This is a genomic window from Flavobacterium gawalongense, from assembly GCF_007097265.1.
Taxonomy (GTDB): Bacteria; Bacteroidota; Bacteroidia; order Flavobacteriales; family Flavobacteriaceae; genus Flavobacterium; species Flavobacterium gawalongense.
Map to the genome: position 1 here is coordinate 1 of NZ_VJZP01000039.1, position 18,089 is coordinate 18,089.

Consider the following 18,089-nt stretch of genomic DNA (forward strand, 5'->3'; position numbering starts at 1 on the left):
AAAAGGAGCAGAAAAACTAAGATTTCTACTCCTTAAATTATTGTATTTATTCCTTAAAGGACTTTTTCAGTACCCTCGATTTCTCAAGACGTTTTTTTTATGCAATCTGAACTGATCACTGAAAACTGACCACTTTCTTATTGTTTTTGTTTTTTCATTTCTTTTTCAATCATTTCATAGAACTGATCGATTTTTGGTAAAACAACGATACGTGTTCTTCTGTTGCGAGATCTGTTTTCAGCTGAATCATTAGCAACTAAAGGAACGTAAGAACTTCTTCCTGCAGCAATTAATTGTTCTGGTTTAACACCTAATTGATTTGTCAATACACGAATTATTGAAGTTGAACGTTTCACACTTAAATCCCAGTTGTCAAGTAAGACTCCTGAACCATTGTAAGGGACGTTATCAGTATGTCCTTCAACCATACATTCAAAATCAGGTTTGTCATTTACCACTTTAGCTACTTTAGCCAAAACACTTTTTGCTTTATCAGTTACGTCGTAACTTCCTGTTTTAAACAACAACTTGTCAGCAATAGATATAAATACAACTCCTTTTTCAACATTTATTTCAATATCCGGATCAGATATTCCTACAGCGCTTTTCAAACTGGTAACTACAGCAAGGGTAACACTGTCTTTTTTAGTTAATGCATCTTGCATTCTGCTGATTTTCAAATCTTTTTCTTTGATAGATTCTAAAGCTTTCTCAATATTTTCAGCCCCTTTAGTGGTCAATACCGTCATGTCTTTAGACGTATTGATCAGTGTTTGATTGTGTTCTTTTAAACCGGCTACAGTTGCTGAAAGTCCCGCTTTTTCTTCTAAGCAAGAATTTAATTTTACAGTAGCAGAATTCAATAAATCTTGGGTTTCTTTGTTTCTGGCTTCTAAATCGGTGTATTTCTTTTTAGAAACACAAGAAGTTAAAACAGCCAATACTGATAAGGCAATTACTATTTTTCTCATAATTTTTTTTTTAAGATTTGATTTGTAAATTTAGTTTTTAAAAGTTAGAAGTTATACATAAATTAATGTTAAAATTATTTTACAAAAACCTTGCCATTGTTAATGTAATAAGAAAAAACGATGCTTTTCGTATTGTAATATTTTTTAGTTTGAAATTTGTCTCTTTTGTGTAAATTACTCGAAAACAGACTGTAAAATGAACCATGTGCTTTTACTATTGCTAAAAAATGATTGCATTTTCCTTGCAAAAGAAAATGCAATCCGGCAATTCCATCCAGAATCATTCTGCAAAACAGAATCCAGTACAATTTATCTTTAGGTAAATTTTTAGTCAACATTAATAAAGAGTTTCTAAAATTCAAATACGTTTTCTTTGGATTTCCTTGCTGCAAAGTGGCTCCGCCTACATGATAAACAACTGATTCTGAATTGTATTTTATTTTATATCCTTTATTGATTGCACGCCAACATAAATCAATTTCTTCCTGATGGGCAAAAAAATCAGCATCAAAACCTTTTAATTCCTTATAAACCGAGCTTCGAATGAAAAAACAAGCTCCTGAAGCCCAGAATATTTCACAGTTATCATTGTATTGTCCGTTATCTTTTTCTAAAGTTTCAAAAATACGTCCACGACAGTAAGGATAACCGTATTGGTCTATAAAACCTCCCGCAGCACCTGCGTATTCGAAGTATTCCTTGTTTTTGTAATCTAATATCTTAGGTTGAATGGTGGCAGTTCCAGGCTCCTTTTCGAAAGTTTTAAGGATAGGCTGAAGCCAATTTTCGGTAACTTCAATGTCGGAATTGACCAAAGCGTAAATTTCGGCATCAATATGTTTTAATACTTCATTGTAACCACCTGCAAATCCTAAATTAATGTCGTTTTTTACAATTTTAACGGATGGAAAATTAGCCAACACAAATGAAATGGAATCATCTGTCGAAGCATTATCAGCAACATAAATTGTAGCTTCAGGCGAATATTTTACAATCGAAGGCAAAAATTGTTCTAATAATTGTACTCCGTTCCAATTGAGTATGACAACAGCTATTTTCATTTAGATTATTTGATTATAGGATTTGATATATTGGTAATTCGGTCAGAAACTGATATTTTTCATTTTCAAAATCCATTTGGCAAAAGTAATGATTCAATCCATTGGTTACCATTAGAAATTGAGCTTTCATCGTCATATTATAACGGGCAATTTGGTCGAAGGTGGCTTGTGCAATTTTTATTTCAGGTGCTTTGCATTCGATTAAAATGAAAATAGAACCATCAGGATTGAAAACAACAACATCGTATCTTTTGCGCAAGCCATTGACTTTCAAAACTTTTTCTACATTAATCAATGATTTGGGGTATTTTTTTTCTTCCAATAAAAACTGGACTACATGCTGACGAACCCATTCTTCCGGAGTAAGAATGATAAATTTTTTCCTGATTTCATCAAAAATGGAGACTTTATTTTCGCTATTTTTGAACCGAAAGTTATAAAGTTGAAAATTTAGTTTTTGCATAAAGCAAAAGTATTAAATAAGTTTAAAATTTAAAGTTTAAAGTTTCATTCGAAGCAACAAACTTTAAACTTCAAACTTTAAACACAAAGAAATGGACGAGGTTGTAAAAATTGTAAATGATATAAAAAGTGGCAACATCAAACCTATTTATTTTTTGATGGGAGAAGAGCCGTATTATATTGACAAACTATCTGATTATATAGAAGAAAAAATATTAACCGAAGAGGAAAAAGGCTTTAATCAGACCGTTCTATATGGAAGAGATGTTTCAATAGAAGATATTATTTCGACCGCCAAACGGTATCCGATGATGGCGGAGCGTCAAGTTGTGATTGTAAAAGAAGCTCAGGATTTGATTCGGACGATTGATAAATTGGAAAGTTATGCCGAAAACCCAATGCCGTCAACGGTTTTGGTTTTTTGTTACAAATATAAAACTTTGGATAAACGAAAAAAACTTACCAAGTTATTAGCAAAGAATGGTGTCGTTTACGAGAGTAAAAAATTGTATGAAAATCAAGTTGGCGACTGGATTAAACGTGTTTTATCAGGTAAAAAATATGCGATTGAGCCAAAGGCAAGCGCCATGTTAGTGGAATTTCTTGGAACTGATTTGAGTAAAATAAACAACGAACTCGAAAAGTTACAGATTATCCTGCCTGCTGGAAGTACAATAACTCCAAAGCATATCGAGGAAAATATAGGTTTCAGTAAAGATTTTAATGTATTTGAATTGAGAAAAGCATTAGGAGAACGCAATCAATTAAAAGCATATACCATTGCCGAAAATTTCGCCCAAAATCCAAAAGACAATCCAATGGTGGTTACTACGAGTTTAGTTTTTGGATTTTTTATACAATTGTTGAAATACCATGGATTGAAAGACAAAAACCCAAAAAATGTCGCAGCAGTATTAGGTGTGAATCCTTTCTTTTTGAAAGAATATGATGTGGCTTTGAAGAATTATCCCATGAAAAAAGTGAGTCAAATTATTGGTGCTTTAAGAGATATTGATGTAAAAAGTAAAGGTGTTGGTGCCAATGCGTTGTCACAATCTGATTTATTAAGAGAAATGCTTTATAAAATATTTAATTAGCGACTAAAATTACCGATATTTGCACTCCCGAAACTTCGGGATAAAATATAATTTACCTAAATATGGGAATGAATAAAAATACTATCTTAGGTTGGGCTACTTTAATAATGATTGTAATGGGTTTATTGCTTATCGCATTAGGCGCTTTCAGATATGATGACGTAGCAGGTTGGGGATTTGCAGCCGTAGGTGTTGGCTTTTTGGCTAATGCATGGGTTTTTAGTTCGCTTAAGGGCAGACTTTAAAACAGTAAGCAGCAATCAGATTTTAGTGATCAGTCTTACTAGGAAATTTTAAACAAAAAAACTTTAAACAAAAAAATATGGCAGACGATAAAAAAGTGATATTCTCAATGTCGAAATTGAGTAAAACGTATTCAAGCAGTAACAAGCAAGTATTAAAAGATATTTATTTGAGTTTCTTCTACGGAGCTAAAATTGGTATTTTGGGTTTAAATGGTTCTGGGAAATCTTCTCTTTTGAGGATTATTGCCGGAGCTGATAAAAATTATCAGGGAGACGTGGTTTTTGCACCAGGTTACACCGTAGGTTATTTGGAACAAGAACCAATTTTAGATGATTCTAAAACTGTAATTGAAATTGTAAAAGAAGGTGTTGCCGAAACTATGGCAGTATTAGATGAATTCAACAAAATCAACGATAGTTTTGGTTTACCTGAAGTTTATGAAGATGCGGACAAGATGCAACAATTAATGGATCGCCAAGCTGATTTACAAGATAAAATTGACGCACTTGGGGCTTGGGAAATTGATACTAAACTGGAAATTGCAATGGACGCCTTAAGAACTCCAGAAGGTGATACGCCAATTAAGAATTTATCAGGTGGAGAACGCCGTCGCGTGGCTTTATGTCGTTTGTTGTTGCAACAACCTGATGTTTTGCTTTTGGATGAGCCTACGAATCACTTGGATGCAGAAAGTGTACTTTGGTTAGAACAACATTTAGCACAATATGCAGGAACTGTTATTGCGGTAACACACGACAGATACTTCTTGGACAATGTTGCTGGTTGGATTCTTGAACTGGATAGAGGAGAAGGTATTCCTTGGAAAGGAAACTACACCTCTTGGTTAGAGCAAAAATCTGGACGCATGGCATCAGAAGAAAAAGTGGCTTCTAAACGTAGAAAAACGTTGGAACGCGAGTTGGACTGGGTTCGTCAAGGTGCAAAAGGGCGTCAGACCAAACAAAAAGCACGTTTGCAAAACTACGACAAGCTTTTGAACGAAGATCAAAAACAGTTGGATGAAAATCTGGAAATCTATATTCCTAACGGACCTCGTTTAGGAACGAATGTAATTGAAGCTAAAAATGTTTCGAAAGCATTTGGAGATAAATTATTATATGACAATTTGAATTTTAAATTGCCTCAAGCAGGAATTGTTGGAATTATCGGACCAAATGGTGCTGGTAAATCGACTATTTTCAAAATGATAATGGGTGAAGAGAAGCCAGATGCAGGAGAATTTTTAATTGGTGAAACAGTAAAAATCGCTTATGTAGATCAATCGCATTCCAATATTAATCCTGATAAATCTATTTGGGAAAACTTTTGTGATGGTCAGGAATTGATTATGATGGGTGGCCGACAAGTAAATTCAAGAGCTTATTTAAGCCGTTTTAACTTTGGCGGAAGCGATCAAAACAAGAAAGTTTCAATGCTTTCTGGTGGTGAAAGAAACCGTTTGCACCTTGCCATGACTTTGAAAGAAGAAGGAAACGTACTTTTACTGGATGAGCCAACAAATGATTTGGACATCAACACGCTTCGTGCTTTGGAAGAAGGTTTGGAAAATTTTGCAGGTTGTGCGGTAGTAATTTCTCACGACAGATGGTTCTTGGACAGAATTTGTACGCACATTCTAGCTTTCGAAGGAAACTCTGAAGTATATTATTTTGAAGGTGGTTTCTCTGATTATGAAGAAAATAAGAAGAAACGTTTGGGTGGTGATTTAACTCCGAAACGATTGAAATACAGAAAATTGATTAGAAGTTAAAAGAAGATCAAAAAATTCGAAGCCTCAAATTGTAGAATTTGAGGCTTTTTTTGGCGCTAATTTTTTAAGGAGCTATTTCCTGCTATTCACTACAATCTTTATGGTTTTTCTTTAAAACCATAAAGGATTTTCGTTGCTATCAGGGCTATGGCATTTATTGTTATTAGAAAATTTAGTTTTACAAAAACTTAGATTTTAATGCTGCCGTTGGCATCATACAACTTTCTTTTTTGCCATACCATTTGTAGCGATTTCTGGCAACATAATCGTAAATAGAATCCCTAATTTTTTTTGGAATTATTTTAAAAATATTTCCAAAATAAAAAATCCCATCTAAACTTTTAGCAATTTCTAACACTGCTTCCGATTTATAATAATAAGCGATTCCGGGTTGATAGAGAATAATACTGTCTGTGTTTTTGATATCAATTCCGATATGTTTGATGATTTCCTGACCCAAATTAGATTGTAGAGCCACAAACCTAAAAACATCTTTTGTATCATGCTTAATTATGAATTGTACCGCTGAATTACAGAGATTACAAACGCCATCAAAGAGGATTATTTTTTTATCTTTAGGTAAGTTTTTCATTTTTTTGTCATTGCGAGGAACGAAGCAATCTCATTTAGTTGCTCAATTTGTGTCCTTGTTAGTGTGATTGCTTCGTTCCTCGCAATGACTTGTGTTTGTCTTGCGAGAGTCATGCCGTCATTATATCTTTAATTTCTTCAAACAGATCTTGCCAAGTTGGGTTTATAGAACGAATTAATTCATTTTTTGTTTCTCTTGAACCTGCTTTTATTTGCTTCTCTCTTGCTATAGCATCACCAATCCATTGAAATTGTTCATAATATACTAATACATTCACATCATAACGAGCAGAAAATGAATTAGGATATCTTTTTTCTTTGTGTTCCAAAATTCTTTGTGGAGGATTTGAAGTAACACCTGTATATACTACCGTTTGGTATTTATTAGTGATGATATAGATGAATCCCGGTTTCACAGTTATTTATTTATGTTGGTTATGTTTGTCTTTGCAAGGTACAAAATAATCTAAATCTGGAATTCCAAGAATGCTTACTCCCGTTAGTGTGATTACTTCGTTCCTCGCAATGACATACTGATTACTTTTTCCCCGCTTCAACAAATTCCAGCGCTTCCAAACTCACTTTTGAAGTGAATATGCCGTAATTTACCGTTGCTTTATTTTTTTCAATAGAATCAATACTTCCCACCGCTTTTCCGTCAAACATTCGCACGCGATCGCCCACTTTTAATATCGGTTTTGGTTTCTCAACAACCACTTTTAATTTCTTTTCTTTTTTTTCTTTTCTGATTTCCTCGACCTGAACCGTAACCTCTTGAATTACTACTTTTTTCTGTTCTATCAGCGCTTTTGTTTCTTTGGGTGTGGCTTTTTTACGTTTTGAATTTTCAATTTCAATAATTTTCAAAAACTCACCTATTAGGTCTTTTTTATTTTTGTTATTAAAATATTTCTCCGCTATATCTTCAATTTTTTGACCTATGTAAATTGTTTTCTGATTGCTGTCATACAATTCCTGATAGCTTTCCAGTTTTTGCTTGATTTTTACATTGATGGTTTCCATTTTCTTGCCTTCTTCACGCGCTTTTGTTTCTTCTTCTTTCAGCGTTTGCGAAGTTTTCTCCATTTTGGATCGCTCTTTCTGAAGTGTAGCAATCGTTTTATCAAAACGTACTTTTCCTACTTCAATTTTCTTTTTCGCACGGTTTATTAAACTAAATGGAATTCCGTTTTTTAATGCTACTTCAAACGTGAAAGAACTTCCCGCTTGTCCCAAAACCAATTTATACAAAGGTTCTAATGATTTTTCATCAAAAAGCATGTTGGCATTAGTTGCGCAAGGCAATTCATTAGCTAGAATCTTTAAATTCGAATAATGCGTTGTAATAATTCCGAAAGCTTCCCGATGATAGAACTCTTCCAGAAAAATTTCGGCTAATGCGCCACCCAATTCAGGATCAGAACCAGTACCAAATTCATCAATAAGAAACATGGTTTTTTTATTGCATTTCTTCAGAAAGTAGTTCATGTTCTTTAATCGGTAACTATAGGTACTCAAATGATTTTCAATTGATTGATTGTCTCCAATATCTGTTAAAATACGATCAAATAAAAATGTTTCACTGCGTTCATGTACTGGAATCAACATCCCGGATTGCAACATCAATTGGAGTAATCCAACCGTTTTCAATGAGATGGTTTTTCCTCCCGCATTTGGACCTGAAATCACAATGATTCTACTTTCCTGATTTAATTCAATCGTTTGTGGATGCGTAATTTCATTTTTCTGCTTGTTATTCAAATACAAAATAGGATGGTAGGCATCTCTAAAATAGAGTCGGCGATCCTCTGTAATTGTTGGTAAAATTCCATTGATTTTATTTGCATATTTTGCTTTGGCAGCAATCACATCAATATCACTTAAGAAATCCTGGTACTGAATAAGCAACGGTAAAAAAGGACGGATTTTATTCGATAACTGCTTTAGTATTCGGGTAATTTCCTCTTTTTCCTCATATTCTAAATTGCTTAGTTCACGAGAATATTTTAGTGTCGTTTCAGGTTCGATATACGCAATGCTTCCAGTTTTGGAACTGCCTAGAATCGATCCTTTTACTTTACGACGGTACATGGCTAAAACTGCCAAAACCCTCCTGTTTTGAACGAAACTTTCTTTAATGTCATCTAAATAGCCTAAGGTATTATATTGCGTTAACGCAGTTCCAAAACTTTGATTGACTTTACCACGAACCAGATTCATATTCCGACGAATATCCAATAAATCAGGTGAGGCATTGTCTTTTATTTCGCCATATTTGTCGACTACTTCATCGACCATGGTGATGATATCTTTGGTAAATTCGACTTGTGAAGCCCTAGCGTATAAGTTAGGATAATAATCTTCAAATTTTTTAAGGAAATTCAACAAAAAATTCGCAGTTGATGAAATGGTGGCAATTTTTCTAAAACTGCCAACTTCAAGAAAGCTGTCTTCGATAGCCAAGAATTTAATTTCATGTGTTATGGCATCAAAACCATGATTAGGAATGGCATTGTTATTCTGGAAAGAGGAAACATATTCAGATGTTTGCATTAATGCTTGCATCAAGGTTTCCTTATCCTTAAAAGGAGTGATTTCTAATGCTTTTTGTTTTCCAATATCGGTATTACAAATCGCCGAAATGGTCTCGAGAACGGTTGGGAATTGTAAATCTTGTAATGTTTTTTCGGTGATGGATATCATTTTCTAGTATAAGTTGCAAAGGGTCAAAGTTACAAAGTTTCAGAGAGGCAGAGTAATTTGGAAGTATTAATTTTTTATCTTTGTTAAATGAAAAAAGATGAAATAATCAATACTCTACAAACGGAAAAGCAATTCCTGAAAGATAATTACGGGGTTGTAACGATTGCTTTGTTTGGCTCATATGCTAAAGGACTTGAAAATCCTGATAGTGATGTTGATTTTTTTGTTGAGTTTAAAGAACCATCTTATAGCTTTTTGATGGGATTATATTCTTATTTAGAAAATAAATTAAATTCTAAAATTGAGATCGTCAGAAAAGGTCCACATCTATCAGAACGATTTCTTAACAATATTAAAAATGATTTAATTTATGTATGATGATGTTTATAAATATTCATTAGAGACTATTTTAGAACACATCAATATTTGTAATAAAAGATTTTCTGTAATTAAAACTCCATTTGATTTTGTTTCAACAGAATACGGAAAAACATTGTTAGATTCTATAGTCACCCGTCTTCAGGCTATCGGAGAAAACTTAAAAAATACTTCGAGAAAACATGACTTGTTGCAAACCAATTATCCAGATATGGAATGGAACAAGATTATTCGTTTTCGAGATTTTATTTCTCATCATTATGAAATGTTAGATTATGAGATTGTTTATCAAATATGCGAAAATTATTTACCTAAATTAGAAATCGTTTTGAAAACTGAACATGGTAAATTTGAATAGTATGCAAATCAATCTCCATCTGGAATGGCAAACTATTTTAGCGGACGAAATCCGGAAACCCTATTTTCAGGATTTAATGGAAACCGTTTCTGAAGAATATAAAAATCACACTTGTTACCCTCCAAAAGAGTTGATTTTTGCTGCTTTTAACTATTGTAGTTTCAAAGATGTAAAAGTGGTTATTATTGGTCAAGATCCATATCATGGCAAAGGCGAAGCCAATGGTTTGTGTTTCTCTGTAAATGATGGAGTTCGGATCCCGCCTTCTTTGCGCAATATTTTTCGTGAGATGAGTGATGATTTGGGTACTATTTTCATGCCTGCCTCCGGTAACTTAGATGCTTGGGCAAAGCAGGGTGTTTTGCTTTTGAATGCTTCGCTGACTGTGAGAGAAGACAATCCAAACAGCCACAAACATTTAAAATGGAACGTTTTTACTGATGCCGTAATCCAGAAAATTTCCGAGGAAAAAGAACATGTGGTATTTTTACTTTGGGGCAATTTCGCCCATAAAAAAGGGCTTAAAATCGACCGAAACAAACATTTGGTATTAGAATCTGGGCATCCATCGCCAATGAGTGCTAATCAAGGAAAGTGGTTTGGGAATAAGCACTTTAGCAAAACAAACGACTATTTGAAACAAAATGGAATGGAAATAATCAACTGGATTTCAGTAGATTAATTTGTGTTGTTTAAAGATGTAAATGACTGGTTTTTACATTGCTCCGCGTGAGTGATGGTAGTGAAGCTCTTTTTTTGAGAGGCGTTTCAGCCACTCAAAAAAAAGCGGGAACGTACAGCACGACCCGAAGTTTTTACGTAGGGTCACGCCCGAATTAAAACACTGTTATTCGCAGAATTAAGCCATAAATAACAATAGTGCCTATTCTTTTATGATGTCTTCTAAAACCGCTTTGTCCGAATAATTGATCACTTTTAGTGTGATTTCCTCGTTTTTAGTGGTTTTCCCTTCAATAATATACAACTTGCCTTTTTTGAGTTCGATATTACTTTTATCAAAATCAATATCGCCGTATTGTAACGTGTTTTTTATGTCAACGGTATCAATCCACTTTTCAGCTAATATTTGGGATGCTTTTTCTGAATAATCAAAAGGTTTATTTCTTAAATCATTTAATACTCTTGCATTTGGAAAATAATTGCAACGGGTATCTTTTCCACTAAAAATAGCGGCTACAAAAAACAATCCTAATATTAAACCAATAAGATAATAAGCAAAACGATGTACGAATTTCATGTTTTAAATTTTTGGCAAAGGTAAAAGAAAGTTTGCTTAAAAAACAATTAAATTGATGTCGTTAACAGGTAAATCAAACCAATCACCAATAGCTTTATTGGTAAGGATTCCATGATAGAGATAAACTCCGTTTTTCAATCCTTTATTGCATCGTAAAGCGCTTTCAATTCCGCCATCTTCAGCAATTTGCAACAAATAAGGAGTGATGATATTGCTAATGGATAATGAAGCTGTTTTTGAATATCGGGAAGGAATATTAGGTACACAGTAATGCAAAACATTATTCTTGATAAAAGTTGGTTTTTCATGCGAAGTCACTTCCGAAGTCTCAAAACAACCACCGGTATCAATGCTTACATCTACGATAACGGCTCCCTTTTTCATGTATTCTACCATAGTTTCTGTCACTACAACAGGACAACGCTCCATGCCCCTCATGGCACCAATAGCTACATCACATCGTCTCAATGCTTTCAATAACGATTTAGGTTGAATGGTAGAAGTAAAAACACGCTGATTCAAATTATTTTGCAATCGGCGGAGTTTGGTGATCGAATTGTCAAATACTTTAACCGTTGCGCCCAAACCAATAGCAGTTTTAGCAGCAAATTCTCCAACGGTTCCTGCGCCCAAAATAACAACTTCAGTAGGAGGGACGCCAGTAATATTTCCGAATAATAATCCTTTTCCAAATTCATTAGTGATCATTAGCTCGGCTGCAATTAAAACGGATGCAATTCCGGCAATTTCGCTTAAGGATTTGACTGCAGGATAGGTACCATCTTCATCTTTAATATATTCAAAAGCAAGCGCAGTGATTTTCTTTTTGGTTAAAGCCTCAAAATAAGCCTTTTTCCTGGTTTTCAATTGAATTGCTGATATCAGAATCGTTTCCCGATTCATCATTTCAATTTCGGCTTGGGTAGCGGGCTCTACTTTCAGTATCATGGGACAACTAAATACCTTTTTGGTATCATTAGTGATTTCGGCTCCCGCTTCAAAATATTCTTTGTCGGCGTAACTTGAACTTTCACCAGCACCCGCCTCAATCATTACCCGATGGCCATGATAGGTCAACGTATTTACAGCATCAGGTGTCAGGCAAATACGGCGTTCCTGATAACTGGTTTCTTTTGGAATACCAATAAAAAGCTCACTTTTTCGTCTTCTTATCTCAAGTTTTTCTTCCTGAGGTAATAACTGCTGCTTAGTAAATGGTGTAGTTGTTATTGACATTAGTGTTGTAAAATTTAGGGTACAATTTACGGAAAAAGTTTTAAAAAAAGACAATTGAATTACTGGAAAGCATATTGAAGTGTAAACTTTAAATTAGCTGATGCTTTTTTCCATTTTTATATCGGCTCTTTCATAAGCACCATCTTCTAAAGACACTTCTACAAAACCAAACTTTTCATACAAATGAATCGCCGGCAGTAATTTTCTATTCGAATATAAAATAAGCTTTTTGATGCCTTTCTGTTCAGCAACAGTCAGACAATGAACCATCAGTTTTTTTCCTATTCCCAGTCCTTGAATGCCGTCTTTAACCGCCATTTTACTTAATTCAAATGTTGAATTGTCAATTTTTATTAACGAAACCGTGCCAATGATTGCATCATTGTATTTTGCATAAAAAATCATTCCGCCTTTATCTATAATTTCACCTTGAGGATTTGATAATACGATTTCATCTTTGGGCTCCACCTTGAAATATTTCTTTAGCCATTCTATATTCAGGGTTTTTATATGCTCCGTTAAAGCTGTTGTAAAAGGAATAATTTCAACTTTATTTTCTAAACTCATACGTATTATTTTAACTTAATTCTAAAGAACGTTTTCCGTCTGAAAGTAAGGCAATCGTAATCACTGAATGTTCATCAGGGATCAAATTCGGAATCTTCTCCGCCCATTCTATAAAACACCAATTACCGGAATACAAGTAATCATCAACGCCCATGTCCAACGCTTCAACTTCATGATTCAATCTATAAAAATCAAAATGATAAACGATTTGATTGTCAGTAGTTTGGTATTCATTAACTAAAGAAAAAGTTGGACTGCTTGTTGCGCCGATAACTCCAAGAGTTTTACACAATTGTTTGATTAAAGTGGTTTTTCCAACACCCATTTCTCCATGAAAAAGAATCACTTTATTCGGGTTTTCGGCTATGATTTTTTGTGCAACTTCCTCGAGTTGGTCTAAAGAAAAAATAACATTCATAATTTAAGTATTCAGTGTTCAGTTTTTAGTATTCAGTTATCTTGGCTTTCTGCAAACTGAACACTACAAACTGATCACTTTTTTATTTCGGATTAAAAACTAAAAACGGGATAATCATTTCTTCTAATGAAATTCCACCGTGCTGATACGTGTTTTTATAATAACTAACATAATGATTGTAATTATTGACGTATGCCAAAAACAAATCATTTTTTGCAAAAATATAAGAACTACTCATATTTATCGTTGGCAAACCAATATTTTTTGGTTCTTTCACCGCATAAACATCTTTGTGTTCGTAAGTCAAACTGCGTCCTGTTTTGTATCGCAAATTCAAACTGGTATTTTTATCACCCACCACTTTGGATGGATTTTTCACGTTTATAGTTCCGTGATCCGTAGTCAAAATCAATTTGAAACCTAATTTTTGAGCTTGTTGAATAATTTCCAACAGCGGAGAATTTTTAAACCAACTCAACGTCAGCGAGCGATATGCTTTATCATCTGAGGCGAGTTCTTTCACCACATCCATTTCAGTTTTGGCGTGGGAAAGCATGTCTACAAAATTGTAAACCACGGTAACCAAGTTATTGTTTTTCAACGCTTTAAAACCTTCAACTAACTTTTTACCTCCGGCTAAATTGGTGATTTTAAAATAATCTTCCTTAATATGCAATCCCAATCGTTTCAATTGTGCCGACAAAAACTCCGCTTCATACAAGTTTTTTCCTCCTTCTTCCGGATCATTTTTCCAATATTGCGGAAACTGTTTTTCCATTTCAAGTGGTGTCAAACCTGAGAAAATAGCATTTCGTGCGTATTGCGTAGCCGTTGGCAAAATAGCGTAATACGGCACTTCTTTTTCTAGCTTATAATAATTCCCTACCACGTTCTCAAAGGCTTTCCATTGGTCGTAACGTAAATTATCAATCACCACAAAAAGTACCGGTTTATCTTTTTTTACAATTTCAGGAACCACTAATTCTTTGAATAAAGTATGTGATTGAACCGGTTTATCTGCTTTTGGTTTAAACCAATCCTCATAATTACGCTCAATGAATTTTCCAAATTGCGAATTGGCTTCTGTTTTTTGGGATTCTAAAATTTCAACCATGCTTTGATCGTTGATATTCTCTAATTCCAGTTCCCAAAAAATCAATTTCTTATACAATTCAATCCAGTCTTCATAGGAATTCACCATCGCCATTTCCATGGTAATTTTTCTAAATTCCTTCTGGTAATCCAACGTTGTTTTTTGCGAAATCAATCGGGAATGATCCAGATTTTTCTTCAAACTCAACAAAATCTGATTCGGATTTACGGGTTTGATCAAATAATCAGCAATTTTTGAACCAATCGCTTCCTCCATGATGTATTCTTCCTCACTTTTGGTAATCATAATCATGGGAACCGAAGATTTTTTCTCTTTCATCTCCGAAAGCGTTTCCAGACCACTCATTCCGGGCATATTTTCGTCCAGAAAAACAATATCAAAATTGTTTTCCTCAAAAATATCAACCGCATCACGACCGTTATTGCAGGTAGTAACTTCGTAATTTTTCTTTTCCAGAAATAATATGTGGGGCTTTAAAAGGTCGATTTCATCATCCACCCAAAGTATTTTTATTTTATCCATAAGTCGTAGTAACAAGTGTTCAAAAGTAGTAATTGAAAGTGCCAATTTACTGCTTTTTGCAACGGTTAGTTGCTAATATTATGATAATTTTTCGTGCAATAGTTCTCCTTGTCGCTAAACAAAGATAAGAATTTTTTGTTCTAAAATTGTTTCCGGGCGTGACCCATTCTCCGTAAACTCCGTCTGGGTCGGGCTGTGCGCTGTATCTTTTTCGTCAGTTCGAGTTTCCGTTTTTACGGAAGTATCGAGAACACGAAAAAGGATGCCGCTTCCATCCCTCACGCAGTTGCTAGAACGATTGAGTTTTATAACTACTACTTAGGTAAGAAAAGTTTTCAGAAAATAAAAAGTGTATTTGATTATTTGCAGTTGTTTTTTTATACTTTCGTGAAAGTATAAAGGCTGAGCTTTATCATACAAAGTTGCCCTAAAATAGGTGGATTGGTATGATTTTGTTAGACATATATACAAGTTGTGTGCTAGTATCCAAAAAACGAAACGTATAAAAATATGAGATTTAAGATTTTGCTTTTTACATTGACTTTCTCTTTGAGTGGAATAGCTCAAATAAAATATGGCTCAAATAATGGGAAATATTTGACAATTCGCGGGACTAAACTTTATTATGAAGAATATGGAAAAGGAATTCCTTTACTTCTACTTCACGGAGGTTTAGGAAGTATTACTGATTTTAAAAAATGTCTTCCAAATCTATCAAAAAAATACAAAGTAATTGCTTTTGATGCACCTGGACTTGGACGTTCTGAATTCGCTGATAGTATAATGACTTATAAACTTATGGCTGATTATTATTCCAAAGCAATAGATTTATTAAAATTAGATAACACTTATGTAATTGGTTGGAGCGATGGTGGAAATGTAGCATTATTTCTTGCAAAAATGAGACCTGATAAAATTAAGAAAATTGCGGTTTCTGGGGCAACATACAAACTAGAAGGAACTACAAAAGCGTCATTGGAAGAAATAAATAAATTTTCAGACACAGTTTGGGTTTCTTAAAGAACTAAAACCTTGGATAAAACAATATAAAGAAAAATCCCCTACGGGAAATTGGAAAAGATATATAACCGAAGCAAAAAAAATGTGGTTTGAAGAAATTTATTTTCAAAAGTCCATTTTGTTGGAAATAAATATACCTACATTACTTGTTTATGGAGATAGAGATATGTACACGCCCGAACTTGGATTAGAATTACACAAAGCAATCAAAAAATCACAATTTTGTATTTTACCAAATACTTCTCATGATGTGTTTTGGGAAAAACCTGAATTAATAAGTCAAATCGCAATGGACTTTTTTAGTACTAAATAATTATACCCCCCTGCTGGTCCGAGCATCTCTTTAATCGCTCGTGCGAGCTTCTAGGTACCCGCAAACAATAGTAAAAATTATAAATAAAATATAAGTTTGGAGAGAAATCTGGTGCTTATTTTATAAGTTTTGCGACCGTAAATTGGATAGATGTATTCACGAGAGACGCCTATTTTTGCTGTATATTAGAATCCTTAGATTACTGTCGTAAAAACAAAGGAATGGAACTTTATGGCTATTGCATCATGCCAAGTCATGTGTATTTGATTTTTCGTTCATCTTTGAATGATCCTTCTGGTTTAGTAAGAGATTTTAAAGGATTTACATCAAGAAAAATGTTGAAAATCATTGAAGATAATCCACAAGAAAGCCGAAAAGAATGGATCCTTTGGATGTTTGAAAGAGCAGGAAAAAAGAATTGAAGGTTTTAAAACAAAAATTTTAGCAAAAGTAAAAGCGTTAACATTGATTCAAATAAACTTATTTTGACATACTAATAAATAATATTAAATCACAAATCATTTAATTACACCCAACAGGTTGAATTAGTATAATAATTTCGTATTGAATCACTATATTGGAATAAATTTAAAAAAAATCTGCGAATTAGCGGTAAGAAATAAACAAACTATGAATAAAGAACAAACAATCGAGCAATTAAAAACCATCGTAAAACCTTACATTCAAAACCAAGAAGCATTTGATGTTCTTACGGAAGATACTGATTTTATTAACGATTTGAAAATAAATTCTGCCAATTTGGTGGATGTGATTTTAGACATTGAAGAAAAATTTGATATAATAATTGACAATGTATCGATGGAACGAATGGTTAATGTAAAATCAGCAATGGATATTATTGAAACCAAATTATCCGAAAAGTGATAGGAAATGATATTGTAGATTTGGTTTTGGCAAAAAAAGAAAGTAACTGGAGACGGAAAGGATTTTTAAATAAAATCTTTACTCCAAAAGAGCAATTATTGATTTCTAATGGTGTAAATCCAGAAGTGATGGTTTGGAATTTATGGAGCAGAAAGGAAGCTGCCTACAAAATCTACAATAGAGAAACTAAAATAAGAGCATATATTCCTTTGCAGTTAGAGTGTTATTATGGGAATGAAAATTTTGGAACAGTTTCCTGTAATGGAAATATGTATTTCACACAAACGGTTATTACGGATGAATTCATACACTCGATTGCTGTCTTAAAAAAGGAATATTTAAATGCAATAAAGACTTTAGATTATAATGATAAAATTAGTAAAACTAACGGGATTCCTTTTATAATTGATGAACGGACCAAAAATATAAAACCCGTTTCCATAAGTCATCATGGGCGTTTTTGGGAAGGTGTAACGTTGTTCAATCAATCAATAAATAAATAATTTATCTGGGAATAAAATTATTTTATCCCCAGTCTGGATTTTAATTTTAAAAAGAGCAAAGCGATTTTATACGCATCTTCAGAAGAAGAATTTCTATCTCTTTTTGGAATTTTATAAATATCACATAATTCATCCAGTGAAAATTGTCGATCGTTGATGTCTTGAAGTTTTCGATACATGACATCAACATCTAAAGCTTCGTTTTTTAATCGGCCACAATCTAATCTTTCAAGTGCTGCATTGATCATTTCAACATCAAAATCAATATGATGTCCAACCAAAACCGCATTGCCTATAAAATTTATTAAAGATTGGATTGCTTCAGGTTCTGCGAGTTTTTTCATTTTACTTTCGACTATAAATTCATTCGAAAGTCCGTTATCGTGTAGGAATTTATATTGCAATAAAACTGCTTCAAAACTATCTCCAATAACAATACTGTTGTCATTTACAGCAAAGGATCCAATTGATAAAATAACATCTTTCACAGGATTTAAACCCGAAGTTTCTGTTGATAAAATTACAAATCGCTTTGATTTTTTATCAAATTTGGACAGATAGGTTTTCCAAAATTCAGGGTATTCTTTATTAATATTTTTCAGCCAGTCTAACATA

22 protein-coding genes and 1 pseudogene are annotated in these 18,089 nt (G+C 33.5%); 11 read left to right on the plus strand and 12 right to left on the minus strand.

The window, feature by feature from the left end:
* Positions 1–137: 137 nt before the first annotated feature.
* The 3 genes from FNW38_RS15420 to FNW38_RS15430 form a co-directional block, all read right to left on the minus strand.
* Complete coding sequence (locus tag FNW38_RS15420) at positions 138–971, minus strand: OmpA/MotB family protein (RefSeq protein WP_143388675.1); 834 nt, start codon at positions 969–971, stop codon at positions 138–140.
* 74 nt (positions 972–1,045) lie between these two features.
* Complete coding sequence (locus FNW38_RS15425) at positions 1,046–2,032, minus strand: glycosyltransferase family 2 protein (RefSeq protein WP_144064993.1); 987 nt, start codon at positions 2,030–2,032, stop codon at positions 1,046–1,048.
* A 13-nt stretch (positions 2,033–2,045) separates the two neighbouring features.
* Positions 2,046–2,495 (minus strand): type I restriction enzyme HsdR N-terminal domain-containing protein, encoded by a 450-nt coding sequence (locus tag FNW38_RS15430; protein WP_143388677.1) that lies wholly within the window; start codon positions 2,493–2,495, stop codon positions 2,046–2,048.
* A 91-nt stretch (positions 2,496–2,586) separates the two neighbouring features.
* On the opposite strand from FNW38_RS15430, the gene holA reads away from it, so the two are divergent.
* The 3 genes from holA (at position 2,587) to ettA (ending at position 5,608) form a co-directional block, all read left to right on the plus strand.
* Positions 2,587–3,591 (plus strand): DNA polymerase III subunit delta, encoded by a 1,005-nt coding sequence (gene holA, locus FNW38_RS15435; protein WP_143388678.1) that lies wholly within the window; start codon positions 2,587–2,589, stop codon positions 3,589–3,591.
* Between the two features lie 62 nt (positions 3,592–3,653).
* Positions 3,654–3,836: a CAL67264 family membrane protein gene (locus tag FNW38_RS15440; RefSeq protein WP_091169561.1), complete on the plus strand. Its 183-nt coding sequence runs from the start codon at positions 3,654–3,656 to the stop codon at positions 3,834–3,836.
* 77 nt (positions 3,837–3,913) lie between these two features.
* Entirely contained in the window at positions 3,914–5,608 is a 1,695-nt protein-coding gene (ettA, locus tag FNW38_RS15445) for an energy-dependent translational throttle protein EttA (RefSeq protein WP_144064994.1), read from the plus strand.
* A gap of 178 nt (positions 5,609–5,786) precedes the next feature.
* On the opposite strand, the gene FNW38_RS15450 is transcribed toward ettA, so the two are convergent.
* The 3 genes from FNW38_RS15450 to FNW38_RS15460 all read right to left on the minus strand — a co-directional run bounded on the left by FNW38_RS15450 (position 5,787) and on the right by FNW38_RS15460 (position 8,902).
* A complete protein-coding gene (locus tag FNW38_RS15450) occupies positions 5,787–6,200 on the minus strand; it encodes a thiol-disulfide oxidoreductase DCC family protein (RefSeq protein ID WP_143388680.1) in 414 nt (137 codons plus the stop codon).
* 109 nt (positions 6,201–6,309) lie between these two features.
* A complete protein-coding gene (locus FNW38_RS15455) occupies positions 6,310–6,615 on the minus strand; it encodes a GIY-YIG nuclease family protein (protein WP_144064995.1) in 306 nt (101 codons plus the stop codon).
* Positions 6,616–6,736: 121 nt separating this feature from the next.
* The gene (locus FNW38_RS15460; RefSeq protein ID WP_143388682.1) at positions 6,737–8,902 is read right to left on the minus strand and encodes an endonuclease MutS2; all 2,166 of its coding nucleotides are present in this window, start codon (positions 8,900–8,902) and stop codon (positions 6,737–6,739) included.
* Positions 8,903–8,989: 87 nt separating this feature from the next.
* On the opposite strand from FNW38_RS15460, the gene FNW38_RS15465 reads away from it, so the two are divergent.
* Genes FNW38_RS15465 through ung form a run of 3 tightly spaced genes read left to right on the plus strand, consistent with a single transcriptional unit; the run spans position 8,990 to position 10,320 of the window.
* Positions 8,990–9,280: a nucleotidyltransferase family protein gene (locus FNW38_RS15465; protein WP_143388683.1), complete on the plus strand. Its 291-nt coding sequence runs from the start codon at positions 8,990–8,992 to the stop codon at positions 9,278–9,280.
* Positions 9,273–9,638: a HepT-like ribonuclease domain-containing protein gene (locus tag FNW38_RS15470; RefSeq protein WP_143388684.1), complete on the plus strand. Its 366-nt coding sequence runs from the start codon at positions 9,273–9,275 to the stop codon at positions 9,636–9,638. Before FNW38_RS15465 ends, FNW38_RS15470 begins: the two co-directional genes overlap by 8 nt.
* A gap of 1 nt (position 9,639) precedes the next feature.
* The gene (gene ung / locus FNW38_RS15475) at positions 9,640–10,320 is read left to right on the plus strand and encodes a uracil-DNA glycosylase (RefSeq protein WP_144064996.1); all 681 of its coding nucleotides are present in this window, start codon (positions 9,640–9,642) and stop codon (positions 10,318–10,320) included.
* Positions 10,321–10,521: 201 nt separating this feature from the next.
* On the opposite strand, the gene FNW38_RS15480 is transcribed toward ung, so the two are convergent.
* From FNW38_RS15480 to porX, 5 genes are all read right to left on the minus strand, one after another.
* The gene (locus FNW38_RS15480) at positions 10,522–10,896 is read right to left on the minus strand and encodes a DUF4258 domain-containing protein (protein WP_144064997.1); all 375 of its coding nucleotides are present in this window, start codon (positions 10,894–10,896) and stop codon (positions 10,522–10,524) included.
* Positions 10,897–10,932: 36 nt separating this feature from the next.
* Complete coding sequence (locus FNW38_RS15485; RefSeq protein ID WP_185963153.1) at positions 10,933–12,132, minus strand: alanine dehydrogenase; 1,200 nt, start codon at positions 12,130–12,132, stop codon at positions 10,933–10,935.
* A gap of 93 nt (positions 12,133–12,225) precedes the next feature.
* Positions 12,226–12,699, minus strand: a complete 474-nt coding sequence (locus FNW38_RS15490; RefSeq protein WP_144066707.1) for a GNAT family N-acetyltransferase — start codon at positions 12,697–12,699, stop codon at positions 12,226–12,228.
* A gap of 10 nt (positions 12,700–12,709) precedes the next feature.
* Entirely contained in the window at positions 12,710–13,117 is a 408-nt protein-coding gene (gene tsaE, locus FNW38_RS15495) for a tRNA (adenosine(37)-N6)-threonylcarbamoyltransferase complex ATPase subunit type 1 TsaE (protein WP_144066709.1), read from the minus strand.
* A gap of 82 nt (positions 13,118–13,199) precedes the next feature.
* Positions 13,200–14,753 (minus strand): T9SS response regulator signal transducer PorX, encoded by a 1,554-nt coding sequence (porX, locus tag FNW38_RS15500; RefSeq protein ID WP_144066710.1) that lies wholly within the window; start codon positions 14,751–14,753, stop codon positions 13,200–13,202.
* A gap of 510 nt (positions 14,754–15,263) precedes the next feature.
* Between porX and FNW38_RS15505 the strand changes: the two genes are divergently transcribed.
* The 5 genes and pseudogenes from FNW38_RS15505 (at position 15,264) to FNW38_RS15525 (ending at position 17,474) form a co-directional block, all read left to right on the plus strand.
* Entirely contained in the window at positions 15,264–15,773 is a 510-nt protein-coding gene (locus FNW38_RS15505; RefSeq protein WP_143388689.1) for an alpha/beta fold hydrolase, read from the plus strand.
* A gap of 82 nt (positions 15,774–15,855) precedes the next feature.
* The gene (locus FNW38_RS15510; protein WP_143388690.1) at positions 15,856–16,086 is read left to right on the plus strand and encodes an alpha/beta fold hydrolase; all 231 of its coding nucleotides are present in this window, start codon (positions 15,856–15,858) and stop codon (positions 16,084–16,086) included.
* Positions 16,087–16,169: 83 nt separating this feature from the next.
* Positions 16,170–16,505 (plus strand): annotated as a pseudogene (locus tag FNW38_RS15515) (transposase); the annotation flags it as partial.
* Between the two features lie 211 nt (positions 16,506–16,716).
* Positions 16,717–16,971, plus strand: coding sequence for an acyl carrier protein (locus FNW38_RS15520; protein ID WP_143388691.1), 255 nt, complete (start codon positions 16,717–16,719; stop codon positions 16,969–16,971).
* Complete coding sequence (locus tag FNW38_RS15525) at positions 16,968–17,474, plus strand: 4'-phosphopantetheinyl transferase family protein (protein WP_143388692.1); 507 nt, start codon at positions 16,968–16,970, stop codon at positions 17,472–17,474. The genes FNW38_RS15520 and FNW38_RS15525 overlap by 4 nt, the downstream gene beginning before the upstream one ends.
* A 17-nt stretch (positions 17,475–17,491) precedes the next feature.
* On the opposite strand, the gene FNW38_RS15530 is transcribed toward FNW38_RS15525, so the two are convergent.
* On the minus strand, positions 17,492–18,088 hold the full coding sequence (locus FNW38_RS15530; protein WP_143388693.1) for a 3'-5' exonuclease: 597 nt from the start codon (positions 18,086–18,088) through the stop codon (positions 17,492–17,494).
* Position 18,089 lies beyond the last annotated feature (1 nt).